The following is a 12358-nucleotide window of genomic DNA, read 5'->3' as shown; positions in this document are numbered from 1 at the left end:
AGATGGAAGGTGCAGAAGGAGTGGCTGTGCACCATGCTGTCGTTGGGTAATCAGACCTCGCCGGCGTGTAGTTGATCCGGAATCGTTCGGTTCTTGCTGGTACGGGCTGAATCGCGGGGTTGGCGGGGCGTTCTTGACAGGCAAGTAGTCACTTGCCTATGGTCGGGTGGTGGGCGATATTTTCAAGGCCCTCGCCGATCCCACGCGGCGGATCATTCTCGATGAGTTGGCCGAGCGGGATGGGCAGACGCTGTTCGAGATTTGTGCCCGGCTCAGTGGGCGGCATCAGCTGAGTTTGACGCGGCAGGCCGTGTCGCAGCATTTGGCCGTGCTGGAGGAGGCCGGGCTGGTCGAGACGCGGAAGCAGGGCAGGTACAAGTTCCACCACCTCGATACGACTCCGCTGGCCGCCATTCAGGAACGGTGGCCGGTGCACAGGAAAGGGTAAGGGCCGTGCGGATTTACATCACCAGCGTGTTCGTGGACGACCAGCAGAAGGCGCTCGACTTCTACACCGGTGTACTGGGCTTCACCAAGAAGCATGATGTGCCGCTGGGCCCCGGGGCCCGCTGGCTGACCGTGGTGTCGCCGGAGGACCCGGAGGGCGCGGAATTGCTGCTCGAACCGGATGGGCATCCGGCGGTCAAGCCGTACAAGGACGCGCTCGTCGATGACGGCATTCCGGCCGCCTCGTTCCAGGTGCCGGATGTGCAGGCCGAATTCGAGCGGCTGAGCGGCCTCGGGGTGACGTTCACGCAGCAGCCGCTGACGGCGGGAACAGTCACCACCGCCGTATTCGACGACACCTGCGGGAATCTCATCCAGATCGTCACCCCGGCCTGACCCGTCCGCTCAGACGCGGGCGCGCTCACGGGCGAGGGAGCGGTCGCGCTGCTCCTCGAAACGCGGAATCTGCACCTGGTGGAGATTGTCGAGGTAGCGTGCCAGCCGCTCCCGCGCCTGTTCACCCTGGGGCCCGAAGTCGGTGCGGCCGAAGACATTCCAGTGCCGCAGTACCGGCATCAGCACGTCCTCGTAGTGCTGGCGCAGATCGTAGATCCCGTGCTTGGCCATGAGGACCCCGTGGCGGCGGAAGTTGGGCATGCCGGTGCCGGGCATGCGGAAGTTCTCGACGATCAGGTCGATGGCCGCCATGGCCTGGTCGGGCACGAGGTCCAGGGCCGCGCCGCACAGGGTGCGATAGAAGATCATGTGCAGGTTCTCGTCCAGGGCCAGCCGCTGCATGATGCGGTCGGCGATCGGGTCCGCGCAGACCTCGGCGGTATTGCGGTGGCTGATCCGGGTGGCCAGCTCCTGGAAGCTGACATAGGCCACCGAGTAGAGGAAACCGGCATGCGCGGCCGCGGTGCCGGGATCGACGGGCGCGGCGAAACCATTGGTCATATGGGTCATCCGGTCGTTCTCCAGCGCGACCGGATCGACGCCGCGGGTGACCACCAGATAGTCGCGCAGGACGACGCTGTGCCGGTTCTCCTCCGCGGTCCAGCGGCCCACCCACGTGCCCCACGCCCCGTCGCGGGAGAAGTTCTCGGCGATCTCGCGGTGATAGGAGGGCAGATTGTCCTCGGTGAGCAGATTCGTGATGAGCGCGGCCTTCGCCACCTCGGAGAGCCCGGATTGGTCCGGATCCCAATCGATTCCACCGAGCTGCGCGAAATTTCGACCTTCGTCCCAGGGCACGTAATCGTGCGGATGCCAATCCTTGAACACCGACAGATGCCGGTCCAGCGCCTGCCCGGCGACCGGCTCCAGTTCCACGAGAATCTCCCGCTGCGTCAGCTCACGCGCCACGAGTCCTGTCCGCCTTCCTGTCCGATGAGTGGAGGCCATGCGGCCACCGCCCACCGTTCCGCGCCGCGCCCGGCGGCGACAGAGCCGAAGGTCCTCACCGGACCGGGACTTGGATCTTGAAATCGGTGAAAGGTGCGGCTCGCCACCTGATCCCGGGACCTTCGGCCCTGTTTGCGCCGCAGTGACCGGTGGTGACATGGACGCGTCGACATCAAGGTCGATCACCACCAGGAGGTCGTGCAGCGTGTACGCGGACGAGGTCGCCACCATGCCGGAATCGTTCGTCGAGGTGATCGTGGACGGCACGGCCTCCGTGCAGGAGACGGACCGGGCTCGCGCTGAGCTCACGGACGTACTGCGCCGCCACGGCCTGGCCGGCAGCGTACGCCTGCGGCTCACCCACGACGCCCGCATCGACGGCACGTCCGTCGCGCAGGTCAACCTGTGCATCGCCGGGACACCGGTGCGCTGCCAGATCGACGGCCCCGGCATTCTCGTCCCCCGCTTCGCCGCCGAACGCCTCGACCGCTCGCTGAATCGCCAACTGGCGCAAGCACCCCCGCGCTGGGCGCCCGACCCGGACCGCGCGCCACTGGTCACCGTCGGCGAGGAACGCCCCATCGTCCGCCGCAAGCACTGCGTGCCACACCGGTGCGACCCGGCGGCCGCCGTCGCGACCATGGACGCCCTGGACTACGACGCCCACCTCTTCACCGACCTCGACACCGGCGAGGACGCCATCGTGTATTGGGCCGGGCCCCTGGGCGTCCGGATGGCCCGCCAGCGCCGAGCCTGCCCGCCACGCGATTTCGAGCATCTCCCACTGACCATGAACCCCCACCCGACCCGCATCCTCACCGAGTCGGCCGCCGCCCTCCGCCTGTGCGGCTACGGACTCCCGTTCCTCTTCTTCACCGACGCCGAGGACGGCCGCGGCCGCCTGCTCTACCGGCGCTACGACGGCGATCTCGGGCTGGTGGTCGCGACGTCGGCTCTCCCGGTTTCGTAGCGGCGGCCCGCACCGGGTCGGGCGATCGATCACAGCGTCCTCTCAGCGACGTTCCGCTAAACCTCGAGGACGGCCTCGTAGGCTCACCGCCGACGTCACGACAGGAGAGTGCGGATCATCATGGGACCCACGACCATCAATGGGCTGCCGGCCCACGTTCTGTTCGTTCACGCTGTGGTCGTGCTGGTGCCGGTGACCGCACTACTCGTCGGGGCCGCGGTGCTGTGGCCCTCGGCGCGGCGCCGGATCGGCGTGCTGTTGCCGGTGGTCGCCTTCCTCACGTTGGTGTTCGTGCCGCTGACCACCCACTCCGGTGAATGGCTCGAACACCGCACGCCGCGAGATCCGCTGTTGCGCGTCCACACTCACCTCGGTGACGATCTGCTCGTCTGGTCGGCGGCGACGTTCGTGTTCGCCACCGTGTGGTGGGCGATGCACAGTGAGCGCGCGCGGGACCTGCTGCGGCGGCGGGTCCCGCGGGTCGATGCGGTCTCCGGTCGCCGTGCGATCGCGGCCATGGTCGCGGTGGCTGCCCTCGCCGTGTCCGTCGGATCCGTCGTGCAGGTCTATCGCATCGGGGACAGCGGGGCGAAGGCCGCCTGGCACGATCGAACCGTCTCTCAGGCCAGGTGATCCTCGGTGGCCCGGCATGTCAGGGTGCGACGTGGCCGAAGAGGACGGACTCCATGAGGCGGATCACCCACTGGCGCGGGTAGATTCGCTCGTCGTCGCCGAAGACGCGGCCGTAGTCGACGACCAGCCCGAGGGCGGCGTGCACGAGGATCTGCCCTTCGGCGCGACTGAGCTCGGGGCGGACCCGGGCCAGCAGGGTCGCCCATTCGGCGACGACGAGGCGTTGCACGACCCGCAGCGTCGCGCGTTCGTCGTCGGGGACGTGGCCGAATTCGGCGAAGTAGACGAAGATCAGTTCGCGTTCGTCGAACGCTCCGGCCACGTACATGTCGACGAGTTTGGCCAGAGCGTCGGCAGGACCGGAGGATTCGGCCAGGGTCGGGCCGATGACCGCCGACACACGGTCGGCAGCCCGCCGGAACGCGGCATCGAGCAGGTCGCTCTTGCCGCGGTAGTAGCGGTACACCGCTGAGGGCGAGGGCAGGCCCGCCGCGGTGGCGATGTCCTCGACACTGACATTCGGGTAGCCGCGTTCGTAGAACAGCCGGATCGCCCGGTGCAGCAGCAGTTCGTGCTCGAGTATCGGCGGCACCTCCACCGCGCGCGGCGCGGCCGCCGGGTGTCCGGGCGCGGGCAGATCGGCCTCGACCAGCGCCCAGCAGGCCGAATTCAACAGGGCGGCAGTGGCTTTCGCGCCGATTGTGATGCGGTGATCGCCCAGGCCGCTCGCCGTGCTGAAGACGCCCACCGCCCGGACCCGCCGCTCGTGATCGGACAGTTCGGGCCGCACCTCACCCACCAGACCGCCGAGCGCGGTGAGAGCAGTCGCGAAGTTCCCGTCCACCGTGCGTTTGTCGGCGTCGTCGAGGTAGCGGAACTCCCAGCGCGCCAGCCCGACCGTGGTCCGGTTGGCGATGGTGCCCGCAATGATCCCGTCGATGGCGTGCCCGAGCCGCCGCCGGGCGGGCCAGGCCGCGGCCTCCGGCGGCAGGCGCACCGCGGCCACGGTCAGTGCGCCCAGCCGCAGCAGTTCGCTGGCGAACAGCGCGTATTTGCTCGGGTAGTGCCGATACAGCGCCGTGGAGGTGATTCCGAGCCGGGCCGCGATGTCCTCCATGCTCACCCGGTGATACCCGAGTGCGGCGAACTCGGCCGCGGACACCGCGGCGATCTGGGCCCGCCGGTTCTTGGGGCGTCGCCGCACCGCCCGCGCTCCCGGATCGGAGGCGGGCGTGGTGGCGCGGTTCACGACTGCGGCTGTTGTGCCAGCGGCGAATTCACCTTGTTCACCAGCCACCGGTCGCCGGACCGCTGCAGCCGCATGACCATGGACAGCTGCCCGGGCGCGGGCTTGCCCTGGGTGCCGAGGCTGGTGATGGTCTGCCCGATCACCACGATGGCCTCGGCGGAATCGCGGTCGGCAGTGCGGACCGCGCACTGCACGTCGGTGGCCTTGGACACCACCTGGCCCTGGGTCAGCACGTCCCGCAGATCCTTGCTGGTGGAATCGAATTGCTTGCGCCAGTCGCCGGTCGCGCCGTCCAGGACGGCGGTGAAGTAGGCGTCGAGGTTCTTGGCGTCGTAGGTGGCCAGCAGCGGCGCGTACGTGCAGGCCGCGGCCCGGGCCTGTTCCTGGGCGGCGAGCAGCTCGCGATGGTGCGCGTCCTGCTGGTGGAAGACGATGCTCGAGCCGATCGACCCCGCGAGCGCGAGCACGACCGCGGCCCGGGCCACGATGCGGCCGCGCTTGCCCAGTACGGGTATTGATCGCGGCAGCCGCGACTTCTTCACGCGCGCAGCGGCTTTCGGAGCGTCGGCGGGCTCCTGCGCCGACTCGGTCTCCGCAGGCCCGGCCTGCTCTGCTTCTACGGTGGCCTTGTCCGCAGCACCGCTGACGGTCTCGGTATCCGGTTCGATGGTTGCAGCGCTCGTGTGCGCGGCGTCGGTGCTCATCTCGACGTTCTCGGCGCTCGCAGCCGTATCGTGCTGAATCGTGTTCTCGCTCATGGGAAGTCTCCTAACGGGGAACGGGCTGGGACATTTCGTCGCCGGTGGCCCCCGGCGGTTTGGTGACCCCGTTGTCGGGCACGTCGGGCCGTGGCGCGTCGGCCGAGCCGCGGATCTGTAGTGCCGGATTCGAGGTGACGCAGTAGTTGTAGAGCCGGACCCGGGTATCGGCCTGGACATCGGTCGGCACCACCGGGATGGTGTCGTAGTCGCAACTCGGCCGGGGCCAGGGGTCGACCAGGGTGTTGTACGCGCCGTCGTGCGCGGGGATCCCGAGCGCCTCGGTGCCCACCCGCAGGGCGGGGAACAGCGCGGCGATGGCCGGCGCGCGCAGCTTGGCGGCCTTGGTGACGGCCACGAAGTTGGTCACCAGATTGGTGATCGGGTCCTGGGTCTGGGTGATGAACCCGTTGAGGGTGGCCAGCTGTCCCGGCCCCTGCTGGAGCAGTGTGCGCAATTCCTGGTCGGCGGAGGCGAACTGGTCGAACAGCACGCTGCCCGCCTTGGTCAGTGTGCCCAGGTCGGGCTGGGCGTGCTGGGTGGTGCCCGCGATGACCTCGAGGTTCTCGATGAGCCGGCGGGTCTGGGGGAGCAGGTCGTCGAGCCCGTTCATGGCCCGGCTGATGCCGGAGATCATGTTGCGCAGCCGATCCGGGCCGCCGGTCAGCGCCTTGTCCAGCTCGTCGATGATGACGTCGAGCCGGTCCGGGTTCATGCCGCCGATCAGATCGCTGAGATTGGTGAACACCGATTGGATCGGCACCGGCACGCTGGTGCGCGCCCGCTCGACCAGCGAGCCGTCGTGCAGATAGGGCCCGGTGTCGGAGTCGGGCCGGAAGTCCAGGTACTGCTCGCCGGCCGCCGAGAGTCGCCCGACTGCGACGGTGCCGCCGATGGGAAGCTGTGCGCTGTCGTCGATCTCGGCGACCGCCGCTACACCGTCCCCGGCGACGTGCACGTCGGTGACCTTGCCGATCCGGCTGCCCCGGAAGGTGACGTCATTGCCGGGCAGCAGCCCGCCCGAGGACGCCAGCTCGACGGTCACCTGGTAGGTGTGCGGAATCGGGTTGAACCGCAGCACATATCCGCCGATGTAGCCCGACCCGAGCACCAGCACGACGATGAGCCCGATGTTCGCGATGACGATGCGATGCCGCACCACCCAGTGCAACAGTGGCGGATTCATCGATCCCCTCCCTGCTGTGCCGGGCCGGGCTGCGCCGGGTCCGGTTGTGGGTCCGGTTGCCGCGGCGGGCTGGTGAGCCGCCCGAACACCTTCTCCAGCACCTGCGCCAGGCTGCCGATGAACTGCCCGGCGTCGCCGAGTTCGGGCCAGCGGCTGCCGCTGGGGTCGGTGAGCGCGCCGACGCTCAGATGCGACACGGTCGCCGCGACCGCCAGCGCGGGTCCGCGCAGGCTGGCCGTGAGCGACGGGTAGATGGTGTGCAGCCCGTCGAGCGCCCCGGTCAGCTGATCGCTCTGCGCGAATCCGGACATGAGCGCCTGAATGCTGTTGAACAGGCTCACGAAATCCCCGCCGCTGGTGTCGGCGAAGTCGCCGAGCGCGTCGGTGGTGGTGGCCACCTTCGACAGCAGGTCCACGATCTGCTGATTGTTCTCGGTCAGCAGGGCGATCAGCGCGGGAAAGGTGTCGGCGGCGGCGCCGAGTTGCGCCTTGCGCCGGGCCAATTCACCCGAGAGCGAGTTCATCCCGCCCAGCACCTGGTCGATATCCCCGGTGCGGGCATTGAGCGCTGCGATGGCGGCGGTCATTTCGGTGATCAGATGGGACAGCTCCGGCGCCTGGCCCGCGAACATGGAGTTCATCTCGCCGGTGATCTTGGCGGCCTGATTGATGCCGCCGCCGTTGAGCAGCAGCGAGATCGACATCATGAGCTGCTCCACCGAGGCGCCCGCCGCCGTGTGATCGGTGCCGATGGTGTCGCCGTCGCGCAGCGGATCCCCGGCCTCCGGCGCGGAGGGCAGCGTCATGGCCACGAACATGTCACCGAGCGGGGTCGCCTGCCGCAACTCGACCGTGGTGCCCTTCGGGAGCCGGATGTCGTCGCGGATGAGCATCTGCACGTCGGCGATGAAGTTCGTGCTCTTGATCCTGGTGACCACGCCGATATCGGTGCCGCCGATCTTGACGTGCGCGTGGTCGGGCAGATTCAGCGCGTCGGCGAAGGCCGCGTGAATCGTGTACCCGGGCGCTCCCAGGCCCGGCTTGGGCATAGGGAGCGTGTCCACCGTGACCGCGCATCCGGTGGTGGCGAGTAGGGTGGCGGCGGTGAGCAGTCCGCCGAGAGCTGTTGTGCGTAGTCTCATTTCAGGTTCGCGATTCCCAGTAGCGCGGCCGTGAGGCCGAAGTCGGGGCCGAAGTCCTGGACCTTGCCGGTGCGGCAGCCATCGAGGCGCAGCTGGATGCGCTCGCAGAAGGTCGACAGGATCTCACCGTCGAGCAGCGACTTGTCCAGCAGGCCGTGCAGCCGCAGCGCCTGATCCTCCTTGCTGGTGGCATTGGCGATGTTCTGGAACAGCAGCGGCCCGACGTCCACGATCTCGGTCAGACCGCGGGCATTGGCGCGCATCTGATCGGTGATGGCCACGAAGCGGGTGAGCGCCCCGGCCAGCTGATCCCTGTTCTGCCCCACCAGGGTCGAGGTATTGGTGACGAAGTCGTCGAGCTGCCGCAGCACCGCGTCGATGCCGGGGGCCTGGTCGCCCATCAGGTTCACCAGCTCGGTGAGCCGCCCGCTGAAGTCCCGCACCGTTTGATCGTTGGCGGCGATGACCTGGGTGATGTCATTGAGTTTGATGATGGTGTTGGAGATCTGATCCTTGTTGGCGAAGGTCACCTCGAATGCCGAGGACAGCTGGTCGAGGGTCTCGCGCAGCTTGTCGCCATTGCCGTTGAGCAGCGGGAACAGCACCCGGCTGGCCATCGGGCCGGTGGTGTTGTCGCCCTCGAGCGCATCGCCGAGCTGGGAGAAGGTCGCGAGGATACGGTCCAGTTCGACCGGAACCCTGGTGCGCTGCAACGGAATGTAGGCGCCATCGGTCAGGGTGGGGCCGTCGCCGGTGTAGGCCGGGGCCAGCTCCACGTGACGATTCGTGATCAGCTGTGGATTCACCAGTGCCGCAATGGCATCGGCGGGAATCTTGACATCCCGGTCCAGCGACATGGTGACCTGGACGTAACTGCCCTTGGGCGTGACGGTTTCGACAGTTCCGACCGGAACCCCGAGCACCGCAACGCCATTGCCCGCGTACAGGCCCGCCACGTTCTCGAAGTCCGCGGTGACCTTCAGCTGCCCGCCGAGATACTCCTTCGACAGCGAGGACACCGAATCGGGCAGCATGCCGCACGCCGCGGCGAGCAGGAGCGCGCCGCAGGCCGCGGCCAGCTTCATTCGTTTGCGCAGTGTCATCACTTGCACCCCTGCACGGCCTGTGCGAAGCACAGCCAGTTGTCCGGGAACAGCCACGGCGCGTACACATTTCCGTACGGGCCGTCGCCGAGCACATTGTTGAACTGCCGCAAGGTCACCGGCATGATCTGGTACAGCCGGTCGAGGTTGCCCTTGTTCTTCTCCAGGCCCTCCGACATGGTGTTCAGGTCGGTGATGAGCGGGCCGAGCTGGTTGTTGTTCTCCAACCCCATCTGCTGCAACAGCTTCGACAGCGACGCCACATTGTCCAGCAGCTGCTTCAACAGCGTCTGGCGCTGCTGCACCGCGCTGCCGATGGCCTCCCCGCGGGTGAGCAGCAACAGCACGCTGTTCTGGTTGTCAGCGGTCAGCTGCGAGACGGTATCCATGCTCTTCAGCAGGGTGTCCACCTCGTCGCGGCGGTCATTGATCACTTTCGCCAGCGCGCCCACACTGTCGAGTGCCTGCACGGTCAGCTCGGGGGAGTTGCCCATCTGCTGATCCACCAGATCCAGCGCCTGCCGCAGCTTCTGCGGATCCAGCTTCTCGACGCGCTCGAAGCTGTTCTTGTACTGCGGATCCTGGATGACCTTGCCCAGGTTGTAGGGCACCGAGGTGTGGTCCAGCTTGATCCGGTCGCCGGACAGGGCGCGCCCGGCGCCGGGCGTCAGATCCACGTGCAACCGGCCCAGGATCGTCGACATCTTGATGGCCGCGCGCGCCTCGTCGCCGAGCTGGATGTCGCGGTGCACCCGCATGTCCACCAGCACTTTGCCGTTGTCGAGCTTGACCGCGCTGACCTGACCGACCTCGATGCCCGACACGTCCACGGTCGCGCCCGGCCGCAACCCGGCGGCCTGGGCGAACTCGGCGTGAATCGTCTTGTCGCCCAGCTGCGCCTGCTCGATCAGGGTGGAGCCGACCAGCAGTAGCACCACGAACGCCGAGGCGATCAGACCCAGCCGCAGATAGCGGTTGCGCAGGAAGCCGGGATAGTGGATCGAGGGCCGGCGCAGCGCCGGAACGCGTGGCCGCCTCATCGGCACACCTCCGAATGGGATTGGCCGCCGATCTGATTGAACAGACCGGGCGGGAGCAGCACGCCCCACAGCGAGACGTCGAGGCTGCACAGGTAGGCATTGCCGTACGCGCCGTAACTGCTGAAACGCGCCACGCCATTGAGCATGTCGGGCAGTTCGACGGCCGCCTTGTCCAGTGAGGCGCCGTTGAGCAGCAGCAGGGCGACACCGGCGGAGGCGTCGGTCTGGGCCGCGGCCGCGCCGGGCTTCACCTGGGCGAGCACGTTCACCAGCGAATTCGTTGCCGTCGCAACGCGTTCCACCGACGACTTCAGCGTGGAGCCCTGCGTGTACAGCGCCTCGGTGAGTGCCCGCGCCTGGGTGATCAGCGTTTCCAGCTCATTGCTGCGGTGGGCCAGCCCGGAGATGACGCTGCTGAGATTGCCGACCACCTGTCCGAGAATCTCGTCGCGCTGGCCGAACGTGCCGGCCAGCTGTGCGGACTGGGTCACCAGCGCGCTCAGCGAGACGCCATTGCCCTGCAGGGCCTGAATCAGGGTCTCCGAGAGCGAATTCACCTGATCCGGTTGCAGCACGCTGAACAGCGGCTCGAAACCGGACAGCAGTGAGGAGACGTCGAAGGAGGGTTCGGTGCGCTCGATCGGGATCTGTCCGCCCGGCGCCATCGGGGCACCGGCGTCCTTGCCGGGCATCAGCGCGACATAGCGCTGCCCGATGAGGTTCTGATATCGCACCAGCGCCTTGGTCGTGGTGGTCGGATGCTGGTCGTCCTCGATCCGGAAGTCGACCCTGGCCCGGTAGCCGTCGGTGAACTCGATGGTGTCGACCCGGCCGACGCGCACCCCCGCCATGCGGATGTCGTCGCCGATCCGCAGCCCGAGGACGTCGGAGAACACGGCGGAGTAGTCGTGTGTGCGGCCGGGCACGGAGCGCTGCAGCGTGGACCACATGGTGTAGGTCAGCACGATCGCCACCACGGCGAAAAGGCTGAAGCCCGCCAGGGCTTTTCCGGACTTCACGAGGCACCTCCGGGCTCGGCGGGGACCAGCGATCCACCGGCCAGAATGGGGGTGAGCAGCAGGACCTGTGCGGCATTGGGCCTGCCGCCGACGAGGGCGGCGATGGCGTCGGTGCCGCGCAGCTCGGCGGACTGGGCCGCAGCCGGATTCGTCTCGGTGGCCGCGGCCGGTGCGGTGAGCCCCGGGATCGCCGGTAGACCGGGAATCGAGGGCAGGCCCGGGATCGCGGGCAGGCCGGGTGCCGCCGGCTGGGTGGTCTCGACGGGTGCGGGCCCCGCGGCCTCGAGTCGCTTGGGCCTGAGCTGCTGCGGAAACTCCTGTGCGGGAGCGGTTTCCGGCACGGTCGCACCGCCGCAGCGGGGCCCGGCGAGGTCACCGTAGTGCGGGCAGTCCGCCGCGGTGTACTGCTGGAACGGCGTGAAGGCCACGTCCATCCGCCAGACCATCTGCTTCTTCGGTCCGAAGGTGAAGGTGCCCTGCAGACGCTGCAGCGCCGTATTGAGATTGGCGATGGCGGTCGGAATCGCCTGCGGGTCCTGGGCCAGGCTGCCGAACAGCTGGTCGAGGCCCGACACCAGGAATTTGCCGGAGTCGGGATTGCGGGCGAAGAGCCCGTTCACCGTGTCCACGGCGGTGCCGCCGCTGGTGAGCAGGTCCATCAGCGCAGCGCGCTGCTCGGTGAGGGTGCGCGCGGTGGTCACCGACTTCGCCAGTGTCCCCACCAGATCCGGGGCCGACTCGCTCAGGGCGGTGGCCGCGCGACCGAGATCGCCCAGCAGACCCCCGATGCCCTCGATGCCGCGCACCTCGGTGATCCAGTGATCGAGCCGCTCCACGGTGGAACCGGGCACGCGCGCCGACGGATCCAGCGCCGCGGACAGCGTGGACAGCACCCGGCCCAGCTTCTCCGGCTGAATGTTGGTCAGCACCGTGCGCAGCACATTGAGCGTGGTCTGCAGCTGCACGGTCGCGCTGCTGGTGTCCTCGGGAATGGTCGCGCCCGCCCGCAGGGTGTCCCCGGTGGGCGTGGTGTCGACCAGTTCGACGGCGGTCACCCCGAACAGGTTGTTGGGAATGACCCGCGCCGCCACGGTTGCCGGAATGGTGCCCGCCACTTGCGGTTTCAGCGCCAGCGCGGCCCGCTGCCGCTCGCCCTTGGCCACCACCGACACCTCCTCGACGCGGCCGACGACCATGCCCCGGAATTTCACGTCGGCGTGGTCGGGCAGCCCGTCGCCGGTGCTGGTGAGCTCGGCGGTGACCGCCACCTTGTCCTCGAAGCGGCCGTTGTAGCGCATGGCCAGCAGATACAGCAGCAGCGATACGGTGGCGATCAGGGCGAGTCCGGCCAGCGTGAGCTGCCGGGCCGTGGGGCCCCGCCCGCTGGGATCGAGAATCATCGAAACA

General features: G+C 68.2%; 13 protein-coding genes. 4 read left to right on the top strand and 9 right to left on the bottom strand.

Annotated elements, in window-relative coordinates; genetic code table 11:
* Positions 1-169: 169 nt before the first annotated feature.
* The gene (locus ACWEKS_RS30250; protein WP_354845514.1) at positions 170-448 is read left to right on the top strand and encodes an ArsR/SmtB family transcription factor; all 279 of its coding nucleotides are present in this window, start codon (positions 170-172) and stop codon (positions 446-448) included.
* A gap of 5 nt (positions 449-453) precedes the next feature.
* On the top strand, positions 454-843 hold the full coding sequence (locus ACWEKS_RS30245) for a VOC family protein (protein WP_452343239.1): 390 nt from the start codon (positions 454-456) through the stop codon (positions 841-843).
* A gap of 9 nt (positions 844-852) precedes the next feature.
* Here the strand turns inward: ACWEKS_RS30245 and ACWEKS_RS30240 are convergent, their stop codons facing one another.
* Complete coding sequence (locus tag ACWEKS_RS30240) at positions 853-1812, bottom strand: acyl-ACP desaturase (RefSeq protein WP_452343238.1); 960 nt, start codon at positions 1810-1812, stop codon at positions 853-855.
* 244 nt (positions 1813-2056) lie between these two features.
* Here ACWEKS_RS30240 and ACWEKS_RS30235 point away from each other — a divergent pair, with 244 nt between their 5' ends.
* Positions 2057-2821 carry a sigma 54 modulation/S30EA ribosomal C-terminal domain-containing protein gene (locus tag ACWEKS_RS30235; RefSeq protein ID WP_452343237.1) on the top strand — a complete coding sequence of 255 codons (765 nt, stop codon included), beginning with the start codon at positions 2057-2059 and terminating at the stop codon, positions 2819-2821.
* A 120-nt stretch (positions 2822-2941) separates the two neighbouring features.
* Positions 2942-3454 (top strand): DUF2231 domain-containing protein, encoded by a 513-nt coding sequence (locus tag ACWEKS_RS30230; protein ID WP_452343236.1) that lies wholly within the window; start codon positions 2942-2944, stop codon positions 3452-3454.
* 19 nt (positions 3455-3473) lie between these two features.
* Here the strand turns inward: ACWEKS_RS30230 and ACWEKS_RS30225 are convergent, their stop codons facing one another.
* The 8 genes from ACWEKS_RS30225 to ACWEKS_RS30190 are packed head-to-tail and all read right to left on the bottom strand — an operon-like array spanning position 3474 to position 12351.
* Complete coding sequence (locus ACWEKS_RS30225) at positions 3474-4703, bottom strand: TetR/AcrR family transcriptional regulator (RefSeq protein WP_452343235.1); 1230 nt, start codon at positions 4701-4703, stop codon at positions 3474-3476.
* On the bottom strand, positions 4700-5461 hold the full coding sequence (locus ACWEKS_RS30220; protein WP_452343234.1) for a hypothetical protein: 762 nt from the start codon (positions 5459-5461) through the stop codon (positions 4700-4702). The genes ACWEKS_RS30225 and ACWEKS_RS30220 overlap by 4 nt, the downstream gene beginning before the upstream one ends.
* A gap of 10 nt (positions 5462-5471) precedes the next feature.
* Entirely contained in the window at positions 5472-6647 is a 1176-nt protein-coding gene (locus ACWEKS_RS30215; protein ID WP_452343233.1) for an MCE family protein, read from the bottom strand.
* Positions 6644-7789, bottom strand: a complete 1146-nt coding sequence (locus tag ACWEKS_RS30210) for an MCE family protein (protein WP_452343232.1) — start codon at positions 7787-7789, stop codon at positions 6644-6646. Before ACWEKS_RS30210 ends, ACWEKS_RS30215 begins: the two co-directional genes overlap by 4 nt.
* Positions 7786-8892: an MCE family protein gene (locus ACWEKS_RS30205; RefSeq protein WP_452343231.1), complete on the bottom strand. Its 1107-nt coding sequence runs from the start codon at positions 8890-8892 to the stop codon at positions 7786-7788. The genes ACWEKS_RS30210 and ACWEKS_RS30205 overlap by 4 nt, the downstream gene beginning before the upstream one ends.
* Complete coding sequence (locus ACWEKS_RS30200) at positions 8892-9932, bottom strand: MlaD family protein (protein WP_452343230.1); 1041 nt, start codon at positions 9930-9932, stop codon at positions 8892-8894. Before ACWEKS_RS30200 ends, ACWEKS_RS30205 begins: the two co-directional genes overlap by 1 nt.
* A complete protein-coding gene (locus tag ACWEKS_RS30195) occupies positions 9929-10951 on the bottom strand; it encodes an MlaD family protein (RefSeq protein WP_452343229.1) in 1023 nt (340 codons plus the stop codon). Before ACWEKS_RS30195 ends, ACWEKS_RS30200 begins: the two co-directional genes overlap by 4 nt.
* Entirely contained in the window at positions 10948-12351 is a 1404-nt protein-coding gene (locus tag ACWEKS_RS30190) for an MCE family protein (protein ID WP_452343228.1), read from the bottom strand. The genes ACWEKS_RS30195 and ACWEKS_RS30190 overlap by 4 nt, the downstream gene beginning before the upstream one ends.
* Positions 12352-12358 lie beyond the last annotated feature (7 nt).

This window comes from Nocardia sp. NPDC004711, from assembly GCF_053601595.1.
Note: the sequence above shows the minus strand (reverse complement) of the source record. Positions and strands in the feature narration are given on the sequence as shown.